This is a genomic window from Paraburkholderia sp. MM5477-R1 (genome assembly GCF_050436385.1).
In the GTDB taxonomy this organism is placed as follows: domain Bacteria; phylum Pseudomonadota; class Gammaproteobacteria; order Burkholderiales; family Burkholderiaceae; genus Paraburkholderia; species Paraburkholderia tuberum.
Genome location: NZ_JBNDMC010000009.1, coordinates 1 through 24,354, shown reverse-complemented (window position 1 = coordinate 24,354; position 24,354 = coordinate 1). Strand labels below are relative to the sequence as shown.

Here is a 24,354-nt window from a genome sequence, read left to right as displayed (position 1 = left end):
CTGCAGGCGATGCTTAGTTACCGGCCTTTTCGAAGCGGCGCAGCAGGTCGTCGCCGCGCGCGACGGACGAGTCGAGCGCCTGTTGCGGCGTCTTCTTGTCCGCCCACACCTGCTCGAGTTCTTCGTCGATCACGGTGCGGATCTGCGGCATGTTGCCCAGACGCAGGCCCTTCGTGAACGGCAGCGGCGGCTTGTTCAGCATCTGGCGGATCGCGGTGTCGCTGCCGGGGTTCTTGTCGTAGAAGCCCTGCTGGCGCGTCAGGTCATACGCGGCGGTCGTGATCGGCAGATAGCCGGTGTCCTGATGCCACTTCGCGGCGACTGGCGCCGTGGCCAGATAGGCGAGGAACTTCGCGACGCCCTTGTAGACGGCCGGATCCTTGCCCGACAGCACCCACAGGCTCGCCCCGCCGATGATCGCGTTCTGCGGCGCGCCCTTCACGCTGTCGTCGTACGGCATCATGCCGGTGCCGAAGTTGAACTTCGCGTATTTCTTGATCGTCGCGAGCGAGCCTGACGAGTTCGTGATGATGCCGCAGTCGCCGCTATAGAACTTCGACACCGGTTCGTCCTTGCGGCCGACATAGGTGAACGTGCCGTCCTTCGCCATGTTCTGCAGGAACTGGATGTGCGCGACCTGCAGCGGCTTGTTGAATTCGAGCTGCGCGTCCATGCCGTCGAAGCCGTTGTTACGCGACGCGAACGGCGCCGCATGCCACGCGCTGTAGTTCTCGAGCTGAATCCAGCTTTGCCAGCCCGACGAATAGCCGCACGACATGCCCGAGGCCTTCAGCTTCTGCGCATCGGTGTGCAACTCGGCCCAGGTCTTCGGCGGCTGGTTGGGATCGAGGCCAGCCTTCTTGAACGCATCCTTGTTGTAGTACAGCACCGGCGTCGAGCTGTTGAACGGCATCGAGATCAGTTCGCCGGTTTTCGAGTCGCTGTAATAGCTCGCGATGGTCGGCACGAAGGCTTTCTGATCGAGCGGCAGGCCCGCATCCTTGAATACCTGCGTGACCGGGACGATGGCTTTCTTCGCCTGCATCATCGTCGCGGTGCCGACCTCGTAGACCTGCAGGATGGCGGGCGCATTGCCGCTGCGATAGGCGGCGATGCCGGCGGCGAGGGTCTGGTCGTAGGTGCCCTTGAACACGGGCACGATCTTGTAGTCGTTTTGCGATTTGTTGAAGTCGTTCGCGATGTCGTTCAGACGTTCACCCAGTGCGGCTTCCATGGCGTGCCAGAACTGGATTTCGGTCGCGGCGTGAGCCGCCTGGCTGACGCCGATGCTCAATACAGCGGCGACGGAAAGTGAGCGGAACAGCGGCTTGTAATTCATCGATTTGTCTCCGGTTCGGAAGGGGCGCGGACGCGAATCGCGCGATTCTAGTTGTGTTCGATGACATTCCGGCGGCGGCGCGCCGGAAGCCGAAATTTAGCATTGGCTGTCACGGAAAGGAAATAAACGGGAATCTATTCGGAAAGATCACGGGTGATGCAACTCGGGCCACGGCGCGGGCAAAAACAATCGCCTCATGCAACACGTCCGATCGGTCGGGCCGATACCTGAAGGTTCGTACACGATTGGGTCGCCAAGGCATTCCCATCATGTCGGAGCTTTCGGCATGCCATTGACGCCTAATCCGGGAATCGCTCTTGCCTATGCGTTGCCGAGAAATCCCACAGCTGTGCTGAAGGTCGTAGACCCTGTCGAAGGCGACAGTCACATTCTCGCGGTATCGCGTGTGTGCGGCATTCCGTTTATTGACGATGCGCCGAAAAACTACAAGGCCAAAGCGTTGCACGGTGTTTCGGCGGTCACGACTGCCAAGGCCCGTTGTCTCGACGCGTTGCGGAAGTCGTAGCGCGCAAACAAAAAAGCCCGCAACCCCTGAGGTTCGCGGGCCTTAAGCGCGCAGCGCAGTTTGCGCTGCTTCGCGCTTACACGTTGAACAGGAAGTTCATCACGTCGCCATCATGCACGACGTACTCCTTGCCTTCCGCGCGCATCTTGCCGGCTTCCTTCGCGCCTTGTTCACCCCTGTAGGTGATGTAGTCGTCGAAGCTGATCGTCTGCGCGCGGATGAAGCCGCGCTCGAAGTCGGTGTGGATCGCGCCGGCCGCCTTCGGCGCCGTGTCGCCGACGTGGATCGTCCACGCGCGCACTTCCTTCACGCCGGCCGTGAAGTAGGTCTGCAGGCCGAGCAGCTTGAAGCCCGCGCGGATCACGCGGTTCAAGCCCGGCTCATGCATGCCCATGTCGGCGAGGAAGACTTCCATGTCGGCTTCGTCGAGGTCGGCGATTTCCGCTTCGACCGCCGCGCACACGGCCACGACCGGCGCGCCTTCCGCGGCCGCGAACTTCGTGATCGCGTCCAGGTGCGGGTTGTTCTCGAAGCCGTTTTCCTTCACGTTGGCGACGTACATCGTCGGCTTGGCGGTGATCAGGCAGAACGGCTTGAGCGTGGCCTTTTCTTCATCGGTCAGATCGAGCGCGCGGACCGGCTTCGCCTGGTCGAGCTGCGCGCGGACCTTCTCCAGCACCGCCGCGTTCTTCGCGGCTTCCTTGTCGTTACCCGACTTGGCCGCCTTGGAATAGCGCGCGAGCGACTTCTCGACGGTGGCGAGGTCGGCAAGCGCGAGCTCGGTGTTGATCACCTCGATGTCCGACAGCGGATCGATCTTGTTCGCGACGTGAATCACGTTGTCGTCTTCGAAGCAGCGTACGACGTGCGTGATCGCGTCGGTTTCGCGGATATTCGCGAGGAACTGGTTGCCGAGGCCCTCGCCCTTGCTCGCGCCGGCCACCAGACCGGCGATGTCGACAAACTCGACCACGGCCGGCAGGATGCGCTCCGGCTTGACGATTTCGGCGAGCGCCTTCAGCCGCGCGTCCGGCACCTCGACGATGCCGACGTTCGGCTCGATCGTGCAGAACGGATAGTTTTCGGCGGCGATTCCCGCCTTGGTCAGCGCGTTGAACAGGGTGGACTTGCCGACGTTGGGCAGGCCGACGATGCCGCATTTGAGGCTCATGGAAATCCTTCAGTGAATCAGTAGGTTGCGTGATGCGCTCGACGCTGCGCGCGGATTCGGAAAGCCTTCGCGTGAGGTGGGGCGCGGCAGGCTCAGCGGAGCGGACAAGACACCGAATCGGGGCGTTGGCTCGACGATTGAGTGCGAGTTTTCACGGAAAGCGCAATTGTAACCCGTTCGCCCGCGCGGACCCGCCGGCGCATTGGCGCGAAGCCACTGTAGAATCGTCAGGTCAGAGCCGGCGGAGCTCCAATTTCCGGGGGAGCAGCGTGGGAATCATCAGATGGGTTGGGATCGGCGTCGTCGCCGCGGTCGTGGTGGGCTCGGTCGCGACATGGGTCGCGCCGAATTTCGACGAAGCGCAGGCCACCACGGACCGGCAGACCATCGATTGTTTGACGACCCACCTGTCGCACGAAGATCACGCCGACATCGCGCGGTTCGCCGATAAGAACGACTACGACTCGCTATGGCGCGTGTTCGACCGCGTGTTCCCCGACTGCGCGGTACGCAGCGATCAGCGCGATCGCAAGGCGGAGCTCGAGGCGGCCGCGTGGCGCAACCTCTCGTCCAATCGCGACTTCATGCGCATGCGCGAGGCGAACGCGGCGCTCGCGGCAAGCGCCGCGACGCATTAGCACGACGCATCGAGGCCGCGCGGCCACCGGCCCGGGACTCAAATGCGCGTGGCCGCCAACGCATGAAGTGCGGGTTGCGCGAGCGGTCGGCATCAGACTCGCACAGTCCCGGCCGACAACCTCAGGCTCTGCCCCCAGACACCATGTCCGGCACGAGCCCGCGAGGCCCCACGCACAGCGCCCAACGGCCGCGCCCGTCGATCCGTCCCCCGCACCCCCCGCGGCTATAATGCGCGCATGAACGCACACCACCAGACCTTTGATGCCGCCGTGATCGGCGGCGGGCTCGTCGGCAAGACCGCGGCGCTCGCGCTCACGCAAGCCGGACTGCGCGTCGCACTGCTCGCGCAGCCTTGCGCGGCGCTGCCCGCCGGTGCTGTCTTCGACTCGCGCGTCTATGCGTTGTCGTCGAGTTCGCAGGCCTTGTTCGAACGGCTGCGGGTCTGGCAGGCGCTCGATCACACACGGCTCGGTCCCGTCTACGACATGCGCGTCTATGGCGACGCGCACGCCGAGCTGCATTTCTCGGCGTTTCAGGCATCGGTGCCGCAGCTTGCGTGGATCGTCGAGTCGTCGGTGATCGAGCGCGCGCTCGATGCCGCGCTGCGCTTCCAGCCGAACCTCACGTGGTTCGACGCGCGCGCGCAGGCGCTCGATTTCTCCGTCGACAACGCGAGCGTCGGCCTCGCGAACGGCAGCGTGCTCGAAGCGGATCTGGTAGTCGGCGCGGACGGCGCGCACTCGTGGGTGCGCGCGCAGATCGGCTCGAAGATGGTGCGCCGCGACTACAGACAGATCGGTGTGGTCGCCAATTTCAAGGCTGCGAAGCCGCACGGCGAAACCGCGTATCAGTGGTTCCGCGAGGGCGAGATCATCGCGTTGCTGCCGATGCCGGACGGCCACGTGTCGCTGGTCTGGTCGGCGCGCACCGAACACGCCGAGCAGTTGCTCGCGCTCGATCCCGAGCGGCTCGCCGCCGAAGTCGAGCACGTGAGCGGTGAACAGTTCGGTGCGCTCGACTGCGTGACGCCCGCGCAGGGCTTCCCGCTCGCGTTGCAGACCGTGGACCGGCTCGTCGCCCCGCGGGTCGCGCTGGTCGGCGATGCCGCACATCTGATCCATCCGTTGGCAGGACAGGGCATGAACCTCGGCTTGCGCGACGTCGCCGCGCTCGCGAGCACGATCGGCGGCAAGGAGTCGTTCCGCGATCTCGGCGACATGGTGCTGCTGCGTCGCTACGAACGCGCGCGCCGCGAAGACATTCGCGCGCTGATGATTGCCACCGACGGTCTGCAGAAACTGTTCTCGGTGCCCGGTCCGCTCGCGCGCGCCGTGCGCAATACCGGCATGGCGTTCGTCGGCGCGCAGCCATTCATCAAGCGCTGGCTCGTGTCGGCCGCGCTGGGGTAAACCGCGACGAGGCGTCGGGCGGATAGCCGATGGCCGGTCACCGGCGCCCGGGACAGGTATCATGACCGGATCGAAGCGCTGCGATCCGCCCTTATCCGACCCCCGATCGAACCTGATCGAGCCTGATTGAACAGATAGGCGGCCGAAACTCGCGGCCGGAACGTAAAAAACGCGCAGGTGCGCGACTGACTCCAGGACTCCAGCATGAAAAAGACCTTCCGCATCGCCGCCGCCGCGCTCGCGATCGGTGCCGCTATGCTCGGCTGCTCGGCGCAGGCCGACCAGACCACCGACAAGCTCAAGGCCACCTTGCAAACCCGTCTTTCCGACGTGACGATCAAAAGCGTGTCGAAGACGCCGATCGCGGGCCTGTACGAAGTGAATCTCGGCACGCAGATTGTCTACAGCGATGCGAGCGGCGACTACCTGATGCTCGGCGACATGGTGGACTCGAAGACGCGCAAGAATCTGACCGAGGCACGCCTGTCGGAAACCAACCGCATCGACTTTGCGAGCCTGCCGTTCGGCAACGCGGTGAAGGTCGTGCGCGGCAATGGCGCGCGCAAGATCGCGGTGTTCTCCGATCCGAACTGCCCGTACTGCAAGCAGCTCGAAAAAACGCTGCTGTCGATCGACAACGTGACGGTCTACACGTTCCTGTACCCGGTGCTGTCGCCCGATTCGACGGCCAAGTCGAAGTCGATCTGGTGCTCGGCCGATCGCGCGAAGGCGTGGGAATCGTGGATGCAGGACCGTCAGGCGCCGACCGCCGCCGCCACCTGCGACACCGCCGCGATCGACAAGAACCTCGCGCTCGGCCGTTCGATGAACGTCGAAGGCACGCCGACCGTGTTTCTCGCCGACGGTCGCCGCCTGCCCGGCGCGGTGCCGGCAGATCGGCTCGACAAGGAACTGTCGGCCGTGCACTGAACAGCGCGCTGGCCACAGCGCCACGCCCGCCCCGGGCGCGCAACAGATGCAACGTTCAAACTGAAGGAGGCGCACGCAGCGCCTCCTTTCGCATCGAGCCCCGAACTTCTCCGCCTCACTCTCCTGACACTCCCAAGCGCCGCCGATGAAGCCGATCCGCTACACCATCGTTCCGGGTAACCCCGCCGCCCACCTGTTCGAAGTCACCGTGACCGTCGCCGATCCCGATCCGGCCGGCCAGCGTTTCATGCTGCCGGTGTGGATTCCGGGCAGCTACATGGTGCGCGAGTTCGCGCGCAACATCGTCACGCTGCGCGCGGTGAACGACGCGGGCCGCAAGGTGCGCGTCGAGAAGATCGACAAGCACACGTGGCAGGCCGCGCCGGTCAAGGGAGCCTTGACGCTGCGCTATGAGGTGTACGCATGGGACCTGTCGGTGCGCGCCGCGCATCTGGACGACACGATCGGCTTTTTCAACGGCACCAGCGTGTTCCTGTCGCCGCTCGGCCATGAGGACGCGCAGTGCGTGGTCGATATCCAGAAGCCGCAGGGCGCCGCGTATCGCGGCTGGCGCGTCGCGACCGCGCTGCCGGAAGCGCGCGGCACGAAGCGCTACGGCTTCGGCGAATACCGCGCGCAGAACTATGACGAATTGATCGACCATCCTGTGACGCTCGGGGAATTCGCGCTCGCGACGTTCAAGGCGCACGGCGTGCCGCACGACGTCGTGATCGGCGGTCGCGTGATCGGGCTCGACATGGAGCGTCTGTGCAAGGATCTGAAGCGCATCTGCGAAGCGCAGATCGCGTTGTTCGAACCGAAGTCGAAGAAGGCGCCGGTCGAGCGCTACGTGTTCATGACGCAGGCTGTCACCGACGGTTACGGCGGGCTCGAGCATCGCGCGTCGACCGCGCTGATCTGCAATCGCACCGATCTGCCGGTGCAGGGCCGCGAGCCGATGAGCGAGGGCTACCGGACCTATCTCGGTCTGTGCAGCCACGAGTATTTCCACACGTGGAATGTGAAGCGGATCAAGCCGGCCGTGTTCGCGCCGTATGACCTCGGCGTCGAAAACTACACGTCGATGCTGTGGCTGTTCGAGGGCTTCACGTCGTATTACGACGACCTGATTCTCGTACGCAGCGGCGTGATCTCGCAGGACGACTATTTCGGCCTGCTCGGCAAGGTGATCGGCGGGGTGCAGCGCGGCAGCGGGCGCCTCAAGCAGAGCGTCGCCGAAAGCTCGTTCGATGCGTGGGTCAAGTACTACCGGCAGGACGAGAACGCGCCGAACGCGATCGTCAGCTATTACACGAAGGGCTCGCTGATCGCGCTCGCCTTCGACCTGACGATCCGCGGGCAGACCGGCAACCAGAAATCGCTCGACGACGTGATGCGTCTGCTGTGGAAGCGCTTTGGCCGTGACTTTTATCGAGGCAAGCCGGTCGGCGTCGACGAAAGCGAGATCGAGGCGATTTTCGCGGAAGCGAGCGGCGCGCAACTGGCCGAACTGTTCGCCGAGGGCGTGCGCGGCACGCGCGATCTGCCGCTCGACGCGCTGCTCGCGCCGTTCGGCGTGGCGCTCGCGCCGGACGTCGACAAAAACGGCAAGCCGTCGCTCGGCGTGCGGCTACGCGGTGGCGCGGATTGCGCGCTCGCGACCGTGCACGAGGGCAGCGCCGCGCAGAAGGCCGGCCTCTCCGCTGGCGACGTGCTGATCGCGATCGATGGTCTGCGCGTGACCGGCGGGAATATCGATGCTCTGCTGATGCGCTATCAGCCGGGCGCGAAAGTCGACGTGCACGCGTTCCGCCGCGACGAGTTGCGGGTCACGCAGGTGAAGCTCGACGGTCCCGAAGTGGCCCGCTACAAGCTCACGGTCAGCGATCACCGTCCCGCCGCGCGCAAAGCCCTTGAGCGCTGGCTGACGAAGTGATCGGCGTGGTGGTGGGCCGCACCGGGCGGTCCACCGATCGTCGCCTGTCCCGTTGTCAATCGGCGGAGGAGGGCGGTTGATTGTTCTACCCATGCAACAATCCTTCGCCGCCGGACGGCTTTTTCGCCGGCCGGTAAAAAAACACAATGACTTCACTCGCGCAACACTGCGCGCCCCTACTGGAGTCAACCATGACCACGATCCTGCAAATCAACTCGGCAGCCCGTTCGCAAGGCGCGAACTCGACGCTTCTCGTCAACGAGCTGACGGAAAAGCTGCAACAGTCGAATCCGGGCGCGCAAGTCGTCGTCCGTAATCTGCAAGCCGAACCGCTGCCGCACCTCGACGACGCCGTGCTCGGCGCGTTCTTCACGCCGGCCGACCAGCGCACCCCGGAACAGGCCGCCATCGCCGCACGCAGCGAAGCGCTGATCGCCGAACTGCAAGCCGCCGACGTCATCGTGATCGGTGCGCCGATGTACAACTTCGGCATCTCGTCGCAACTGAAGACGTACTTCGACTTCATCGCACGTGCGGGCATCACGTTCCGTTACACCGCGAACGGCCCGGAAGGCCTCGTGACGGGCAAGAAGGTCCACGTCGTGTCGGCGCGCGGCGGCAAGTATCTCGGCACGCCGAACGATAGCCAGACGCCGTACCTGAAGAGCTTCCTCGGCTTCCTCGGCATGACCGACGTGAACTTCATCTACGCCGAAGGCCTGAACATGGGCCCGGACGCCGCGAACGCCGCGCTGAGCTCGGCACGCGAAGCGATCGCCGCGGTTTAAGCGGGTTTGTCCTGCCGCATTGCGCAGCTTCGATGCGGCGCGAGCGGTGAAAAGAATAACGCCACGGATGGGTTCACCCTCCGTGGCGTTTTCGTTGTGTATCGCAATCTTCTGAGCGACGACGCTCTCACGCAAGCATTTGCGCGTCGTCCGGTAGACGCCAGTCGATCGGCTCCCGGCCGTGCTGCAACAGATATTCGTTCGCCTTCGCGAAATGCCCGCAACCGAGAAAGCCGCGATGCGCGGACAGCGGCGACGGATGCGGCGCCTCCAGCACATAGTGCGACTTGCCGCCGAGTAGCGCGCGCTTTGCCTGCGCATGCGCGCCCCACAGCATGAAGACGAGGTTCTGATGCCGCGTCGCGAGTTCGTGGATCAGCGTGTCGGTACATTTCTCCCAGCCGCGTTTCGCGTGGCTCGCGGCGCTGTCGCGCTCGACGGTCAGCACCGTGTTCAGCAGCAGCACGCCCTGTTTGGCCCAGCTGTCGAGGCAGCCGTGCTGCGGCGTCTGGTGACCGAGACTCGCGGCGATTTCCTTGAAGATGTTGCGCAGCGACGGTGGCGGCCGCACGTGCGGCGCGACCGAAAACGCGAGACCGTGCGCCTGCGGCGTGCCGCGGTCTTCGCCGTGGTACGGGTCCTGGCCGAGGATTACGACTTTCACTTCGTCGGGGCTCGTCAGGCGGAGCGCGCGGAACACGTCGGCCGGGTAGATCGTTTTGCCGGCGGCACGCTCACCGTCGACGAAGCGGCACAGCGGCGCGTAGGTGTCGCTGTCGATGAAGGGTTTCAGATGCGCGCGCCAGGCCGCTGGTAGCGCGGCGAACTGTGCTTCGAGCGTGGGCGGGGCGGCGGTGGGGGCGGCAGAGGCCGGGGCGGGCGCGACATCGTCGAACAGCGATGCCTGCGGCAAACTGGAGCGGGTGCGGGAAGCGGAGGTCATGGCGGGGAAGTGTCGCAGCAAACGCGGACTAGCTCAAGTTGCGGCAAGCGAGCGCATGAGGTGCCGCGGGTTTCGGGCAACGCGCTCACCTGGCGCGCAACCGATACCCGCGCTGCGCCTTGCTGATGTCATCCGGCGCGAGGCCGGCAATCCGTTTGCCGAGTTCGGCGGCGAGCGTGTGAAGCGCCGCTTCGTCGCCCGATTTCAGTTCGAGCTCGATCTCCGAGATCGGCGCGCGGCGCGCTTCATCGTCGACTTCGGCAAGCACGTCGCCCTGATCGATCGCCGCCTCGATCTGAGCGCCGTCGGAGTCGAGCAGCCATAGCGTGCGCGTGAAATTGGTGTGGAACAGCTCGATCAGCGCAGGCGCGGCCTGTTTCAGCGCATCCGCGGCGGCGGGTTCGTCGCAAGCGCTCAGCAACGATTCGATTTCGAGCTTCGCGCCCGCGACCGGCAATTCCCATTCGTGCCGGCTATGCAAGCCGTTCGTCGCCGTGCCGACCGTCTTGAAGGTCTGCAGCCAGCCGTCCGGGGTCTGCCGTAGACGCAGCGCGCTCTTTGACGACGCCAGCGTCAACTGCGGCGTATCGAAGTAAATGTTCACGAGCTTGATCGCGCGTCCGTTCTTGCCGGCGCGCGCGGCGAACCACTGCGTCGCCGCCTGCACCTGCGAAGCCGGCAGCGCCAGCTTGATTTCGCGTTCCATGCCCATGCTGGGTGTCCTCGTTGCGTGGATTTCTCTGCGCCCGATACGCGGATACGTCGATACGACGCTCAGAAAAACATCCGCGCGAGTTCCACGCCCGGCTCGTCCGCGCGCATGAACGCTTCGCCGACGAGGAAGGTATGCACATTCCGCGCGCGCATGCGCTCGACGTCGTCGCGCGACAGGATGCCCGATTCGGTCACGACGATGCGATCGTCGGGAATCGCGTCGAGCATGCCGAGCGTCGTGTCGAGCGAGGTTTCGAAGGTGCGCAGATTGCGGTTGTTGATGCCGATCAGTGGCGTCTTCAGCGTCAGCGCTTCCTTGAGTTCATCGCTGTCGTGCACTTCGACGAGCACCGCGAGCCCCAGCGAGTGCGCGAGCGCTTCGAGGTCCTGCATCTCGGCGGTTTCGAGCGCGGCGGCGATCAGCAGGATCGCGTCGGCCCCCATCGCGCGTGCTTCGACAACCTGATACGGATCGACGATGAAGTCCTTGCGTATCACCGGCAACTGGCACGCGGCGCGCGCTTGCTGCAGATAGGCGACGCTGCCCTGGAAGAACTGCACGTCGGTCAGCACGGACAGACACGCCGCGCCGTGCTTCTCATACGAACGCGCGATGTCGGCCGGCACGAAGTGCTCGCGCAGCACGCCCTTCGACGGGCTCGCCTTCTTCACTTCGGAGATCACCGCGGCGAGACCCGCCGTGTGCTTGGCGCGCAATGCGCCGACGAAGTCGCGGAGATCGCGCGACGACGCTTCGAGCCGCAGTTCTTCGAGCGGCACGCTTTGCTCGGCCGCCCGGACTTCTTCGCGTTTGACCGCGATGATGCGGTCGAGGATGTCGCTCATAAATGTCTCGCTACGTGATTACTGCTTGAATTGCTGGGTGAAGCGCACCAGTTCGTCGACCTTCGCGCGTGCCTTGCCGCTCGCGATCGCTTCGCGCGCGAGCTCGATGCCGTCCGCGATCGTGGCCGCGACGTTCGCCGAATAGAGTGCCGTGCCGGCGTTCAGCGTGACGATTTCCCGCGCGACGCCGAGCTTGTTGCTAAGCGCGTCGAGCAGCATGACCTTCGACTCGCCCGCGTCGGCGACTTTGAGCGTGCGGTTCGACACCATCTGCATGCCGAAGTCTTCCGGATGGATCTCGTACTCGCGGATCTCGCCGTCGCGCAACTCGCCGACCAGCGTGGCGCCGCCGAGCGACACTTCGTCCATGCCGTCCATCCCGTACACGACGAGCACGTGTTTGGCACCGAGGCGCTGCATCACGCGCACCTGAATGCCGACGAGGTCGGGGTGAAACACGCCCATCAGCTGATTCGGCGCGCCGGCCGGATTGGTGAGCGGCCCGAGGATATTGAAGATCGTGCGGATGCCGAGTTCCCGGCGTACCGGCGCGACGTTTTTCATCGCCGGATGATGGTTCGGCGCGAACATGAAGCCCATGCCCGTTTCCGCAATCGATGCCGCGACCTGCTCCGGCTGCAGATCGATGTTGACGCCGAGCGCTTCGAGCACGTCCGCGCTGCCCGACTTGCTCGATACGCCGCGATTGCCGTGCTTTGCGACCTTCGCGCCCGCCGCGGCCGACACGAACATCGTCGCGGTGGAAATGTTGAACGTGTGCGCGCCGTCGCCGCCGGTGCCGACGATATCGACGAAGTTCGAGTTGTCCTGGACGTCGACGTGCCGGGCAAATTCACGCATCACCGTGGCGGCCGCGGTGATTTCGCCGATGGTCTCTTTCTTGACGCGCAGACCGGTGATGATCGCCGCCGACATCACGGGCGAGAGTTCGCCGCGCATGATGAGGCGCATCAGGTGCAGCATTTCGTCGTGAAAAATCTCGCGGTGCTCGATGGTCCGCTGCAAGGCTTCCTGGGGCGTAATGGACATGATCTCGTCTCCCTTTGTGTCAGGCATTGCGGGACGCCGCGTGATTCGAGGCCTTGCCGGCGACGGCGAGCTTTGACTGCTTGACGAAGTTTTCGAGCAGCGCGTGGCCGTGTTCGGACAGGATCGATTCCGGGTGGAACTGCACGCCTTCCACGGCCAGTTCCTTGTGGCGCACGCCCATGATTTCGCCGTCTTCAGTCCATGCCGATACTTCGAGGCAGTCGGGCAGCGATTCGCGTTCGATCGCGAGCGAGTGGTAGCGCGTCACCGTGAAATGCTTCGGCAGGTCTTCGAATACGCCCTTGCAGTCGGTTTCGATCGTGCTGACCTTGCCGTGCATGATGGTCTGCGCGCGCACGACGCGGCCGCCGAACGCCTCGCCGATCGCCTGATGGCCGAGGCACACGCCGAGAATCGGCGTCTTGCCGGCGAATTCGCGCAGCACGTCGAGCGTGATGCCCGCGTGTTGCGGATTGCTTGGGCCCGGCGACAGGCAGATGCGCTCGGGGTTCAGCCTGGCGATTTCATCGAGCGTGATTTCGTCGTTGCGATAGGTGCGCACGTCTTCGCCGAGTTCGCCGAAGTACTGCACCAGGTTGTAGGTGAACGAGTCGTAGTTGTCGATCATGAGCAGCATGGTGTGTCTCCGGTCAGAAGTCGCTATCGAGGCCGTCCTGGACCTGCTCGGCGGCGCGCATTACCGCGCGTGCCTTGTTCTCGGTCTCCTGCCATTCGGATTCGGGCACCGAATCGGCGACCACGCCCGCGGCCGCCTGCACATACAGATTGCCGTTCGCAATCACGCCGGTGCGGATCGTGATGGCCAGATCCATCTCGCCGGTGAACGACAGATAGCCGACCGCCCCGCCGTACAGGCCGCGCTTGACGGGCTCGAGCTCGTCGATCAGCTCCATCGCGCGGACCTTCGGCGCGCCCGACAGCGTGCCGGCCGGAAAGGTGGCGCGCAGCACGTCGAAATTGGTCATGTCGTTCTTGAGCTTGCCTTCGACCGAGCTGACGATGTGCTGCACGTGCGAGTACTTCTCGATCACCATCTTGTCGGTCACGACCACCGAGCCGATCTGCGCGATGCGGCCGACGTCGTTGCGCGCGAGGTCGATCAGCATCACATGCTCGGCGATTTCCTTCGGATCGTTCAGCAGCTCGGTAGCGAGCGCGGCATCGCGCTCGGGCGTGTTGCCGCGCGGACGGGTGCCGGCCAGCGGGCGGATCGTGACGATACGGTCCTCGCCGCGCTTTTCCTGGCGCACCAGAATCTCCGGCGACGCACCGACCACGTGGAAGTCGCCGAAGTTGTAGTAGTACATGTACGGCGACGGATTCAGCGAGCGCAGCGCGCGATACAGCGACAGCGGATTGTCGCGGTACGGCTTGATCAGGCGCTGGCCGACCTGCACCTGCATCAGTTCGCCGGCGGCGACGTATTCCTTCGCCTTGCGCACGGCCGCCAGGTAATCGTCTTTCGCGAACTCGCGGTAGATCTCGGTGCGTACGCTGGCCGACACGACGGGCGGCTCGACGGTGACGCGCAGCCGCTGGCGCAGTTCGCGCAGACGGTGCTTCGCTTTCGTGTAGGCCTCAGCCTGGGTCGGGTCGGCGTAGACCACCAGATAGAGCTTGCCGGCGAGGTTGTCGATGACCGCGACTTCCTCGGTCAGCAGCAGCTGGATGTCGGGCAGATTGAGGTCGTCTTTCGGCGCGCTGTGCGCGAGCTTCTTCTCGATGTAGCGCACCGCGTCATAGCCGAAGTAGCCGGCGAGACCGCCGGTGAAGCGCGGCAGCCCCGGGCGTTGCGCGACGTTGAAGCGCGCCTGGAATTGCTGGATGAACGCGAGCGGATCGCCGTCGTGCGTCTCGACGACCTTGCCGTCGCGGACCACTTCCGACACGCCGTTGCGCGTGCGCATGAGAGTCCGCGCCGGCAGGCCGATGAACGAATAACGCCCGAAGCGTTCGCCGCCGACCACCGACTCCAGCAGGAACGAGTTCGCGCCGTTGCGCTCGGTCTGCGCGAGCTTCAGGTACAGCGACAGCGGCGTCTCGAGGTCGGCGAGCGCTTCGGCGATCAGCGGGATGCGGTTGAAACCCTCGTTGGCGAGGGACTGGAATTCGAGTTCGGTCATGTTCCGATCCTGTACGGTGGTCCGGCGGCAGCAAGCGTCGGGCAAAGCGGGGCTAAGCGCCTCCGGTCAGGGCGTGGGTCGACGTTCTCGACACAATGATACCGACCGGCGCGGGTCTTCCATCGGCGCGTGCGAGCGGTGCGGGTGAGCAACGGTACCTTGCGGGTACGCGCAGGCTCAATTAGCCGATGCAGCTGCGCAAAAACAGATCGATGGAAAAAGCGCGTGAGCGCAGCGAAGTAAAAAACGGTTGCCGAAGACGAGCTTCAGCGTACCTCAGGCGAGGTTAGCGCGACCAGCGACGCCAGGGCCAGGCTCCCCGGTCGATGCTAATCAGACTCCGTTTTTTATTCAGAAACATGAGGATGAAGGACTGTTAAGTCGTGGATTGATGCGCTGCGATCGCCCTGGCGGCGTCGAGCAGCGAGGCAACTATACCATCGGATTTTATCGTTTGTATAGCTTGGCCGTGGTTGTACCCGTAGGGCACGGTCAGCGTCGCCATGCCGGCCGCGCGGCCCGCCAGCGCGTCGTTTTCCGAGTCGCCGATCGCGACCGTGGCGCTCGGCTCGACGCCGAGTTGCGCGGCGGCGGTCAGCATCGGAAGCGGGTCCGGTTTCTTTTTCGCGAGACTGTCGCCGCCGAGCACGACGCTGAAATACGGTGCAAGCCGGTACTGCTGCAGCAATTCGAGCGCGAAGCGGTGCGGCTTGTTGGTCACGCAGGCGAGCTTCAGGCCCGCGTCGCGCAGCGCGCGCAGACCGGCCTCGACGTCTGGATAAAGCCGCGTGTGCACGCCGTTGATCTTCGCGTACTCGGCCTGATAGATCGCGAGCGCTTCGTCGAAGCGCTCTTGCGCGTGCTCGGCTTCGAAGCGCGGCGCAAGCACGCTGCGGATCAGATGCTCCGAACCCTTGCCGACATAGCCGACCACTTCCTCGCGCGTCGTTTCCTCCGCGTCGAGCTGAGCGAGCATACCGTTCAGGCCGGCGGTGAAGTCGTCGACCGTGTCGATCATCGTGCCGTCGAGGTCGATGATCGCGGCTTCGAGGCGCGGGCCGGTAAACGTCGGGGCGGGATACGAAGTGGTCATGAGGCGCTGGTTTTTAACGCTGGACGGTCGCGAGGGCGGCGCGCATCTTGTCGATCACGACCTTGTGATCGGGCTGGCCAAAGATCGCCGAGCCGGCCACGAACGTGTCCGCGCCGGCCGCCGCGATTTCCGCGATGTTGTCGACCTTCACGCCGCCGTCCACTTCGAGGTGGATGTCGCGGCCGGTGCGCTCGGTGTACGCGTCGATGCGTTTGCGCGCTTCGCGCAGCTTGTTGAGCGCCTCGGGGATGAACGACTGGCCGCCGAAGCCCGGGTTTACCGACATGATCAGCACGAGGTCGACCTTGTCCATCACATGATCGAGATAGTTCAGCGACGTCGCCGGATTGAACACGAGGCCGGCCTTGCAGCCGTGGTCGCGGATCAGCGACAGCGTGCGGTCGATGTGATCCGACGCTTCCGGGTGAAAGCTGATCAGGTTCGCGCCGGCTTTCGCGAAGTCCGGCACGATGCGGTCGACGGGACGCACCATCAGGTGCACGTCGATTGGCACGTCCACGTGCGGGCGGATCGCTTCGCATACGAGCGGGCCGATGGTCAGGTTCGGCACGTAGTGGTTGTCCATCACGTCGAAGTGGATCCAGTCGGCGCCGGCGGCGACGACGTTGCGGACTTCTTCGCCCAGGCGGGCGAAGTCGGCGGAGAGAATGCTGGGGGCGATGCGAAATTGCGTCATGACAGGGGGCCGATGCAAGCGGGAAAGCGCCATTTTACCGGTTTTGCGCGTGCAGACCGGGGTGCTGGCCGCGGTTGGCGTGGCGGAATCGCGCGATGAAACTTCGCAAAGTGCCGGCGCAAAAACGACATGGAGACTGGGCGCGGCAAAGCAGCCGTGTCCCAACGTCTTAGACACTGCTGGCCGAAAGGCGTATCCGGTTGCGGCCATGCCCCGCATCAAGCAGAATGCCATTCCATGAGCGCCGCATCGCCGCTGCACCCGCAGACCATTGGCGTTCGGGCCTTCCACGATTTTTCACAGCCCGTTTGATCAGATCGGAATCAGGATGAGCCAGTACGAATTCAGCGTCTCGGCGCAGGTGCACTACCTGCCCGAAGAATCGGACCCGGAGCGTCGCCAGTACGCCTTTGCCTACACGCTGACCATCCGTAACACCGGCCAGGTGCCCGCACAGTTGATCGCGCGTCACTGGATCATCACCGACAGCGAAAACACCGTCCAGGAAGTCAAAGGTCTGGGCGTGGTCGGTCATCAGCCGCTGCTCAAGCCGGGCGAGCATTTCGAATACACGAGTTGGGCAGTGATCGCGACGCCGGTCGGCACGATGCGCGGCGATTACTTCTGCGTGGCGGAGGATGGTGAGCGCTTCGAGGCGCCGGTGCCGGAGTTCGTGTTGCGCATGCCGCGAACGTTGCATTGAACCGGCGCGGTGTTGCGCGGTCGTTAACGAGTTCGTATCGGCGCGCGGCACAGCGGGCAGTTGAGTGGGCGGTTGGATGAGCGCTCAGACGAGCGCTTGATGCACGAGGGGTTGCGCGGTTCTGCATGCAACCCGCAGGCCAGGTCACTGCGGCTTTTGCTGTTGGGACCGTTCCGCCGGCTTGGCACGTCGCGCTTTTTTCTTGCCAGCCGACGTCCACACAACGATAAAGACGAGCAGGAACAGCGCAAGCAGCGATTCCAGCGCGAAGATGAGCATCGGGTATTCGTCGAACAAATCAGACATGGCGGTTTCCATCAAGAACGAACATTGTATGCGTTTTGTCCGCCGAGCCGGCGCGTGGGTCGGTGCATTGTCGGTTGCGGTGTTGCTTGCCTCCTGCGGCGGCGGCGGCGCGCTCCGGCCTTCGCCGCCGAGCGGCGCGGCGATCATCCCCGGCCAGATCGCGTCGTCGCGCTTGACCGCGGTTGCGTGGCGGCAGGTGCCGGGCTGGCAGGACGACTCGCTGATCGGCGCGACGGCCGCGTTGCGGCAAAACTGCACGAGGCTCGCGCGTCAGCCGAACTGGTCGCGTGCATGCGCGGCCGCCGCGCAAATCGACGATCTCGACGTCACCGGCGCGCGCGCCTTCTTCGAAGCCTACTTCACGCCGTTCCAGCTCGCGAATAGCGACGGCACGCTCGACGGTCTGGTCACCGGTTACTACGAGCCACTGCTGCGGGGCTCGCGCACGCGGCATGGGGTATATCAGACCGCGCTGTACCGCTGGCCCGCCGGCTATCGCGCGGGGGCGCCGTTGCCGGCGCGCGCCCAACTCGAACGCTCGGGCGCGCTCAGCGGCAACGAACTCGTGTGGGTCGACGATCCGATCGAAGCATTCTTTTTGCAGGTGCAGGGCTCCGGGCGCATCGTGATGGAAGACGGCAGTGTGATGCGCGTCGGCTTTGGCGGTACCAACGATCAGCCGTACAAGTCGATCGGGCGCTGGCTGCTCGATCATGGCGAGATCACACCCGCGCAGGCGACGATGCAGGGCATCAAGGCATGGGCACGCGCGAATCCGACGCGCGTCGATGGATTGCTCGACACCAATCCGCGCTTCGTGTTTTTTCGCGAGATGCCGTCGGCCGAAAGTATGCCGAGCGGTGGCGCGGACGGTCCGATCGGCGCGCTTGGCGTGCCGCTGACGCCGGAGCGCTCGATTGCGGTCGACCCGAGCGCGATTCCGCTCGGCACGCCGGTGTTCCTGCAGACCACACGGCCGCTGACGAACTCGCCGATGAACCGCCTCGTGTTCGCGCAGGACACGGGCACCGCGATCAAAGGCGGCGTGCGCGCCGACTACTTCTGGGGCCTCGGCGACGATGCCGGTGATCTGGCTGGCAAGATGAAGCAGGGTGGCCGGATGTGGTTGCTGCTGCCGAATTCGTGAGGCGGTGGGGCGCAGGCGGAAGCGTGACTGCCGTTTGAGTTCCGGCGGTTTTCGGGAGGCGGGTTGGAGGCTGCCGCGAAGCCGTTAATAGAAGTCGTGGCAATCGGCGTCACGTTTGGATCAGGATCCGTGCGTGACGCCGTTTTTGGTTGGGCTCTTACGCTGCGCGTCGCTGCCCGTTGCCTGACTTAGAGCCCCGAACTGCGCTTGTCGACCACCCGCCGCGCCTTGCCCACCGAGCGCTCGATCCCATTCACGGCCAGCACGTTCACCAACGCGCTTACGCCAATCAGCGCCTTGATGTCGTACGCCAGCGCGTTTTTCGCGGTGGTTAGCGCGGAAGTATCCGGCGCGCTTTCGGGGCACGGTTCGACGTTCAGCGTCAACACGTCGAGCGGCCCTTCCTTCGTCAGTACGATCTGATAGTGCGGCGCGAGCGCGTGCTGCTTGAGCAGCAACTCTTCGATCTGCGTCGGGAACACATTGACGCCACGGACGATCATCATGTCGTCCGAGCGGCCCGTGATTTTTTCCATACGCCGCATCGTGCGGGCGCTGCCCGGCAGCAGGCGCGTGAGATCGCGTGTGCGGTAGCGGATGATCGGCAGCGCTTCTTTCGTCAGCGACGTGAACACGAGTTCGCCGAGTTTGCCATCGGGCAGCACCTCGCCCGTTTCGGGGTCGATGATCTCGGGATAGAAATGGTCTTCCCAGATCGTCGGGCCGTCTTTGGTCTCGATGCACTCCGAGGCGACGCCCGGGCCCATCACTTCGGAGAGACCGTAGATGTCGACCGCGTCGATGCCCATGCGTTTTTCGATCGCCTCGCGCATTTCGTTGGTCCACGGCTCAGCACCGAAGATGCCGATGCGCAATGAGCAGCTAGCCGGGTCGATACCCTGGCGCTCGAGTTCGTCGGCGATCGACAGCATGTAGCTCGGTGTCACCATGATGATGTCCGGCCGGAAGTCCTGGATCAGCTGCACCTGCTTTTCGGTCTGACCACCGCCGAACGGAATCACGGTGAGCCCCGCGCGCTCGGCGCCGTAATGCGCGCCGAGGCCGCCCGTGAAGAGGCCGTAGCCGTAGCTCACGTGCACCTTGTCGCCGCGCTTCGCGCCGGCGGCGCGTATCGAACGGGCGACGAGATTCGCCCACGTGTCGATGTCGCGCGCCGTATAGCCGACGACGGTCGGCTTGCCGGTCGTCCCAGACGATGCATGGATTCGCGAAATCTGCTCCTGCGGCACCGCGAACATGCCGAACGGATAGTTGTCGCGCAAATCCTTCTTCGTCGTGAACGGTAAGCGCGCGAGGTCCGCGAGCGAGTTGACATCGCCCGGATGAACACCGGCTTCGTCGAACTTGCGCCGGTACACCGGCGAATTTTCATACGCATGGGTGAGTGACCATTTGAGCCGTTCAAGTTGGAGCGCGGCGAGCTCGTCGCGGCTGGCGGTCTCGATCGGATCGAGCGGAAGAGCGGTGCTCATCGAATGTCTCCTTGCTGCCTCAGTATCTGAGTTTGATATGTAACGCGTTGGCGTCAGAGAGCCACGCAGACAGTCGTCCGCGAGGGCGGCTCTGGCTTGCCGCCGCTCAATGTCAGTCGCCGGTGGGAATCAGGTTGCCCCTGATTTGCGCCGACTTGCCGCGAAACATCGCGACGGTCTCGCCGGCGCGATTCGTGACGCGAATATCGTAGATGCCAGTGCGCCCGCTCGATGTCTGCTCGACCGCTTCGGCGCTCAGCACGTCTCCGCCGTAGACCGGCCGGAGGTATTCGATCGAGCAGCCGGCGGCAACCGTATTGATGTTGTAGGTGTTGCAGGCGAACGCGAAGGTCGAATCGGCGAGCGTGAAGATCAGGCCGCCGTGGCAGATCTGGTGGCCGTTCAGGAAGTCGTCGCGCACCGCCATGCGCAGCCGCGCATAGCCGGGGCGCACGTCGAGAATCTCGAGCCCGAGCGCGCGACTGCAGGCGTCGTTTTCGTACATCGCGGCGGCTGTCGCGCGGGCGAGTTCGTCGGCAGTCATCTGGTCGGGGCGGGTGGTTTGCGTGGACATCTCAACGCCCCTCGAAGCGCGGCGCGCGCTTTTCGATAAATGCCTGCACGCCTTCCGCGTAATCGTGCGAGGCGCCTAGTTGGCGCTGCAGATCACGCTCGAGATCGAGCTGCTGGTCGAGCGATTGCGTCGTGCCGGCACGCATCGCCTGCTTGATCGCGGCGATCGCGCGCGTCGGTTGCTGGGCAAGCTGGGCCGCGAGTTTTGCCGCGGCCGGAGCCAGTTCGGCGTCGTCGAGCGCTTGCCAGATCAAGCCCCAGCTTTCGGCTGTGTCGGCGCTGAGCTTGTCGCCGGTGATCGCGAGGCCGAGCGCGCGTGCCATGCCAACGCGTTGCGGCAGGAACCACGTCCCGCCCGAATCCGGCACGAGGCCGATCTTCACGAACGCCTGGATGAAACTCGCGGAGCGAGCTGCGAGCACCAGGTCGCAGGCCAACGCGAGATTGGCGCCCGCGCCGGCCGCCGTGCCGTTGACCGCGGCGATCACCGGAAACGGTAGCGCTTGCAGACGGCGGATCAACGGATTGAAGTATTCATCGATCACGGCGCCGAGGTCGGTCATCGCGCCGGGCGTGAAATCGAGGTCGGCGAGATCCTGGCCGGCGCAGAAGCCGCGTCCCGCGCCGGTGAGCACGAGCGCACGGGCGCCGGACTTTTCGACCTGGTCGAGTGCCGCGCCGAGTTCCTGATGCATCGCGCGCGTGAAGCTGTTGAGCTTGTCCGGGCGGTTCAGCGTGATGGTGGCGACGTGGCTCGATGAGTCGATGTCCAGCCGGATCGCTTCATATGACATGGGGTGTCTCCTCAAACTCTCTTTGGCCGATGGGCACGGTCGCTCGACTAGCGTCGGCGCGTGATGCCGATCCGATGTCTGATGTTAGTCAGAGCGCACGACTCGGTCCATCCGCCGAACGGCATAGGACGAAGTCGTGCGTTGCGCTGAAGCCTTCTTATGCCGTTCAGCCAGCTACCGCGGGCGCCGCTTTCGGTTCAACATGAACGCGGCTTTGAACGACACGGAAGCGGTTGGCGACGAAAGCGGCATCGGCAAGCGCGGCATTCGCGGCCGGGTTGGCGCCGGTGCCGTGAAAGTCCGAAAAAGCCGCGGACTGGTTGACGAACACGCCACCGGTCAGGTTGATCGACAGTGCGACGCCGCCGCGAATCGACGCTTCGTGCGCGGCGTCGAGCACGGCGTCGTCCGTGCTGTAGACCGCCAGCGTTAGCGCGCCGTGCTCGGCAGCAATGTCGCCAGCGAGGTCGAGTGACTGCGCGGTCGAGTCCGTCGCGATGACGAACGAGATCGGCCCGAACCATTCTCTCGTGAACTGGGCGCGGTCGGTCGAGGCGTTGAGTTGCAATACGAGCGGTGTGCGCACGCGAGCGCCCGGAAAGGACGGATGGTCGAGCGTCTGGCTCGCGACGAGAACGCGGCCGAGCCCGGCCGCTTCGTCGATGCGCTGCACGACGCCTTCGTTCTGGATCGCGCCGAGCAGTTCGACGGCGCGGGCCGGATCGGCGACGAGCTTTTGCACCGCGCCGGCTAGCGCCTGGGAGACATCGTCAAAGCTGAGCGTGCCTTCCGCGGTGCGAATGCCGTCTCGCGGTACGTAGATATTTTGCGGCGCGGTGCACATCTGGCCTGAGTAGAGCGCCAGCGAGAACGCGATGTTGCGCGCGGCCGCCTTGATGTCGTCGACCGAGTCGATGACGATCTGATTGACGCCAGCTTTTTCGGTGTAGACCTGCGCCTGGTGCGCGTTGCGCTCGAGCCAGGTGCCGTTCTGGGTGCTGCCCGTGAAGTCGATCAGTTTGATCTCGGGGCGCTGGGCCAGTTGCTGGACGAGGGCGCCGTCGTTCGGGGCGGTGGCCAGCAGCGTGACGACGTTCGGATCGAAGCCCGCTTCGCGCAACACGTCACGCGCGATGCGCACGGTCAGCGCGAGCGGCAGGATCGCGCCCGGATGCGGCTTGACGATCACCGTGTTGCCGGTGGCCAGATCGGCGAACAGGCCCGGATAGCCGTTCCACGTCGGGAATGTGCAGCAGCCGAGCACGAGGCCGATGCCGCGCGGCACGACGGTGTAGCGCTTGTGCATCGCGAGCGGCGGGTTTTTGCCTTGCGGCTTTTCCCAGTGCGCGTCGGCGGGAATACGGCGCAGCTGATCCCAGGCATACGCGACCGCTTCGAGCGCGCGATCCTGCGCGTGTGGGCCCCCTGCCTGGAAGGCCATCATGAACGCCTGACCGGTCGTGTGCATCACGCTGTAGCCGAGCTCGAAGCTGGCGCGATTCAGGCGCGCGAGGATTTCGAGGCTCACGCCGATCCATGCCTGCGGGCCGGCGGCGCGCCAATCGCGTTGCGCCGAGGCAGATGCGGCGATGAGCGCGCTCGGGTCGGCTTTCGGGTAACGCACGCCGAGCTGGAAGCCGAACGGCGAAACCTCTGCGCCGACGGTCTCTCCCGTCGACGGTTGGTCCAGGTCGAACGTTTTGTCTAGAAGCGCCTTGAACGCGGCTTCGCCGTCCGCGTTGGCTGTTTCCCCGTACACTTTCGGACTGGGCATCTCGACGAACGGGCTCCAGTAGCCGCGCGTTTCGAGCGCGGCGAGCGCTTTGTGCAGCGTGTCTTCGTGCTTGGTGAATAGCGGATGTGTCATGGCAAAGAGGCTCGGCTATACGTTGGGGAAATACCTGTCGAATAATTGACCGACCGGTTGGTTGGGAAATGGTAGCATCACTACGGACGATGCGCGAAGCGTTTTTCGCGTGCGATTAACCCTTATGGAGGCGGCATGGCTTACGAAAACATTCTGGTTGAGACGCGGGGACGGGTCGGACTGATTACGCTCAACCGTCCGAAGGCTCTGAATGCACTGAACGACGCGCTGATGGACGAACTAGGCGCAGCGTTGCGCGAGTTCGACGGCGACGAGTCGATTGGCGCAATCGTCGTGACGGGCAGCGAGAAAGCGTTTGCGGCGGGTGCGGACATCGGGATGATGGCGTCGTACTCCTATATGGATGTCTACAAGGGCGACTACATCACGCGCAATTGGGAAACGGTTCGCTCGATCCGTAAGCCGATCATCGCCGCGGTGGCGGGCTTCGCGCTCGGCGGCGGCTGCGAACTGGCGATGATGTGCGACATCATTTTCGCCGCCGACACGGCGAAGTTCGGTCAACCGGAAATCAAGCTCGGGATCATGCCGGGCGCGGGCGGCACGCAGCGCTTGCCGCGGGCGGTGTCAAAAGCGAAGGCGATGGACCTCTGTTTAACCGCCCGTTTCATGGATGCCGCCGAAGCGGAGCGCGCCGGACTGGTTTCGCGCGTGATCCCGGAGGCATCGCTGCTTGACGAAGCGGTCGGCGCGGCCGCCACCATTGCGGAATTCCCGCTGCCGGCGGTGCTGATGGTCAAGGAGGCGGTCAACCGAGCCTTTGAAACGACGCTCGCGGAGGGCGTGCATTTCGAGCGCCGCCTGTTCCATTCGCTCTTCGCCACCGAAGACCAGAAAGAGGGCATGGCCGCGTTCGTGGAGAAGCGCAAACCGGTTTTCAAGCACCGTTAATACGCTTGTCAAAATATCGCTTGCAAGTCCCGATGTCGGCGACTAGAATTCCGCACTTTCGTGCTCCGGACGCCGGGGTGCGGAGAAGCGGGAAGCCTTTGATGGCGTGGGCTTCAGCGGCGTGGGCAGGTTAGGCGAGTGATAAAAACCTGTTGACGATCCGACGGAAGTTCTCCATAATCTCGCTTCTCTGCTGCAGACGCAGCGACGCAAACGAAGCAGTGCCGGGTAGTGGTGGTTCAGGCGCGGCGGGTTTGGCGGACCGATCTTTAAAAACTAACAGTCGATAAGTGTGGGCGCTTGATGCGGAATGCGGCGGCGGATTCTCCGGAGT

At 64.5% G+C, this 24,354-nt stretch carries 25 protein-coding genes; 9 read left to right on the top strand and 16 right to left on the bottom strand.

The window, feature by feature from the left end; all coding sequences use genetic code 11:
- Positions 1 to 13 precede the first annotated feature (13 nt).
- Positions 14 to 1,339: a sn-glycerol-3-phosphate ABC transporter substrate-binding protein UgpB gene (ugpB, locus tag OKW35_RS43020; RefSeq protein ID WP_184052405.1), complete on the bottom strand. Its 1,326-nt coding sequence runs from the start codon at positions 1,337 to 1,339 to the stop codon at positions 14 to 16.
- Between the two features lie 286 nt (positions 1,340 to 1,625).
- Between ugpB and OKW35_RS43015 the strand changes: the two genes are divergently transcribed.
- Positions 1,626 to 1,865, top strand: a complete 240-nt coding sequence (locus OKW35_RS43015; RefSeq protein ID WP_429555269.1) for a hypothetical protein — start codon at positions 1,626 to 1,628, stop codon at positions 1,863 to 1,865.
- Positions 1,866 to 1,941: 76 nt separating this feature from the next.
- Here the strand turns inward: OKW35_RS43015 and ychF are convergent, their stop codons facing one another.
- Entirely contained in the window at positions 1,942 to 3,036 is a 1,095-nt protein-coding gene (gene ychF, locus OKW35_RS43010; RefSeq protein WP_429555268.1) for a redox-regulated ATPase YchF, read from the bottom strand.
- Between the two features lie 269 nt (positions 3,037 to 3,305).
- On the opposite strand from ychF, the gene OKW35_RS43005 reads away from it, so the two are divergent.
- From OKW35_RS43005 to OKW35_RS42985, 5 genes are all read left to right on the top strand, one after another.
- Entirely contained in the window at positions 3,306 to 3,674 is a 369-nt protein-coding gene (locus tag OKW35_RS43005) for a hypothetical protein (RefSeq protein ID WP_429293998.1), read from the top strand.
- Positions 3,675 to 3,911: 237 nt separating this feature from the next.
- Positions 3,912 to 5,084 (top strand): UbiH/UbiF family hydroxylase, encoded by a 1,173-nt coding sequence (locus OKW35_RS43000; RefSeq protein ID WP_429356213.1) that lies wholly within the window; start codon positions 3,912 to 3,914, stop codon positions 5,082 to 5,084.
- 204 nt (positions 5,085 to 5,288) lie between these two features.
- Positions 5,289 to 6,014 carry a DsbC family protein gene (locus tag OKW35_RS42995; RefSeq protein ID WP_090802025.1) on the top strand — a complete coding sequence of 242 codons (726 nt, stop codon included), beginning with the start codon at positions 5,289 to 5,291 and terminating at the stop codon, positions 6,012 to 6,014.
- Positions 6,015 to 6,159: 145 nt separating this feature from the next.
- Positions 6,160 to 7,950, top strand: a complete 1,791-nt coding sequence (locus OKW35_RS42990) for a M61 family metallopeptidase (protein ID WP_429555267.1) — start codon at positions 6,160 to 6,162, stop codon at positions 7,948 to 7,950.
- Between the two features lie 191 nt (positions 7,951 to 8,141).
- A complete protein-coding gene (locus OKW35_RS42985; protein WP_184009117.1) occupies positions 8,142 to 8,738 on the top strand; it encodes an FMN-dependent NADH-azoreductase in 597 nt (198 codons plus the stop codon).
- 127 nt (positions 8,739 to 8,865) lie between these two features.
- Here the strand turns inward: OKW35_RS42985 and OKW35_RS42980 are convergent, their stop codons facing one another.
- The 8 genes from OKW35_RS42980 to rpe all read right to left on the bottom strand — a co-directional run bounded on the left by OKW35_RS42980 (position 8,866) and on the right by rpe (position 16,225).
- The gene (locus tag OKW35_RS42980) at positions 8,866 to 9,681 is read right to left on the bottom strand and encodes a uracil-DNA glycosylase (protein WP_184035969.1); all 816 of its coding nucleotides are present in this window, start codon (positions 9,679 to 9,681) and stop codon (positions 8,866 to 8,868) included.
- A gap of 85 nt (positions 9,682 to 9,766) precedes the next feature.
- On the bottom strand, positions 9,767 to 10,393 hold the full coding sequence (locus OKW35_RS42975) for a CYTH domain-containing protein (protein ID WP_090802018.1): 627 nt from the start codon (positions 10,391 to 10,393) through the stop codon (positions 9,767 to 9,769).
- A gap of 62 nt (positions 10,394 to 10,455) precedes the next feature.
- Entirely contained in the window at positions 10,456 to 11,241 is a 786-nt protein-coding gene (trpC, locus tag OKW35_RS42970; RefSeq protein ID WP_090802017.1) for an indole-3-glycerol phosphate synthase TrpC, read from the bottom strand.
- Positions 11,242 to 11,259: 18 nt separating this feature from the next.
- A complete protein-coding gene (gene trpD, locus OKW35_RS42965; RefSeq protein ID WP_429555266.1) occupies positions 11,260 to 12,291 on the bottom strand; it encodes an anthranilate phosphoribosyltransferase in 1,032 nt (343 codons plus the stop codon).
- Positions 12,292 to 12,310: 19 nt separating this feature from the next.
- Positions 12,311 to 12,928: an aminodeoxychorismate/anthranilate synthase component II gene (locus tag OKW35_RS42960; RefSeq protein ID WP_187614361.1), complete on the bottom strand. Its 618-nt coding sequence runs from the start codon at positions 12,926 to 12,928 to the stop codon at positions 12,311 to 12,313.
- A 13-nt stretch (positions 12,929 to 12,941) separates the two neighbouring features.
- On the bottom strand, positions 12,942 to 14,435 hold the full coding sequence (gene trpE / locus OKW35_RS42955) for an anthranilate synthase component I (RefSeq protein WP_429408213.1): 1,494 nt from the start codon (positions 14,433 to 14,435) through the stop codon (positions 12,942 to 12,944).
- Positions 14,436 to 14,811: 376 nt separating this feature from the next.
- Positions 14,812 to 15,528, bottom strand: a complete 717-nt coding sequence (locus OKW35_RS42950; RefSeq protein WP_429555265.1) for a phosphoglycolate phosphatase — start codon at positions 15,526 to 15,528, stop codon at positions 14,812 to 14,814.
- Between the two features lie 13 nt (positions 15,529 to 15,541).
- Positions 15,542 to 16,225: a ribulose-phosphate 3-epimerase gene (gene rpe, locus OKW35_RS42945; RefSeq protein WP_018420129.1), complete on the bottom strand. Its 684-nt coding sequence runs from the start codon at positions 16,223 to 16,225 to the stop codon at positions 15,542 to 15,544.
- Positions 16,226 to 16,553: 328 nt separating this feature from the next.
- Between rpe and apaG the strand changes: the two genes are divergently transcribed.
- On the top strand, positions 16,554 to 16,928 hold the full coding sequence (apaG, locus tag OKW35_RS42940; RefSeq protein ID WP_184009102.1) for a Co2+/Mg2+ efflux protein ApaG: 375 nt from the start codon (positions 16,554 to 16,556) through the stop codon (positions 16,926 to 16,928).
- A gap of 144 nt (positions 16,929 to 17,072) precedes the next feature.
- Here apaG and OKW35_RS42935 read toward each other — a convergent pair whose 3' ends face one another.
- Positions 17,073 to 17,234: a hypothetical protein gene (locus tag OKW35_RS42935; protein ID WP_018420131.1), complete on the bottom strand. Its 162-nt coding sequence runs from the start codon at positions 17,232 to 17,234 to the stop codon at positions 17,073 to 17,075.
- A 28-nt stretch (positions 17,235 to 17,262) separates the two neighbouring features.
- Here OKW35_RS42935 and mltA point away from each other — a divergent pair, with 28 nt between their 5' ends.
- Positions 17,263 to 18,381 (top strand): murein transglycosylase A, encoded by a 1,119-nt coding sequence (mltA, locus tag OKW35_RS42930; RefSeq protein ID WP_429555264.1) that lies wholly within the window; start codon positions 17,263 to 17,265, stop codon positions 18,379 to 18,381.
- 188 nt (positions 18,382 to 18,569) lie between these two features.
- Here the strand turns inward: mltA and paaK are convergent, their stop codons facing one another.
- The 4 genes from paaK to paaN form a co-directional block, all read right to left on the bottom strand.
- Complete coding sequence (gene paaK / locus OKW35_RS42925; RefSeq protein WP_429555263.1) at positions 18,570 to 19,874, bottom strand: phenylacetate--CoA ligase PaaK; 1,305 nt, start codon at positions 19,872 to 19,874, stop codon at positions 18,570 to 18,572.
- A gap of 112 nt (positions 19,875 to 19,986) precedes the next feature.
- Complete coding sequence (gene paaI, locus OKW35_RS42920) at positions 19,987 to 20,448, bottom strand: hydroxyphenylacetyl-CoA thioesterase PaaI (protein ID WP_429555262.1); 462 nt, start codon at positions 20,446 to 20,448, stop codon at positions 19,987 to 19,989.
- A gap of 1 nt (position 20,449) precedes the next feature.
- Positions 20,450 to 21,241, bottom strand: a complete 792-nt coding sequence (paaG, locus tag OKW35_RS42915) for a 2-(1,2-epoxy-1,2-dihydrophenyl)acetyl-CoA isomerase PaaG (RefSeq protein WP_429555261.1) — start codon at positions 21,239 to 21,241, stop codon at positions 20,450 to 20,452.
- Positions 21,242 to 21,407: 166 nt separating this feature from the next.
- The gene (paaN, locus tag OKW35_RS42910) at positions 21,408 to 23,108 is read right to left on the bottom strand and encodes a phenylacetic acid degradation protein PaaN (RefSeq protein WP_429555260.1); all 1,701 of its coding nucleotides are present in this window, start codon (positions 23,106 to 23,108) and stop codon (positions 21,408 to 21,410) included.
- Between the two features lie 135 nt (positions 23,109 to 23,243).
- Between paaN and OKW35_RS42905 the strand changes: the two genes are divergently transcribed.
- A complete protein-coding gene (locus OKW35_RS42905) occupies positions 23,244 to 24,020 on the top strand; it encodes an enoyl-CoA hydratase (protein ID WP_429555259.1) in 777 nt (258 codons plus the stop codon).
- A gap of 130 nt (positions 24,021 to 24,150) precedes the next feature.
- On the opposite strand, the gene OKW35_RS42900 is transcribed toward OKW35_RS42905, so the two are convergent.
- On the bottom strand, positions 24,151 to 24,354 hold a 204-nt coding region (locus tag OKW35_RS42900), incomplete at its 5' end, for a hypothetical protein (protein ID WP_429555258.1).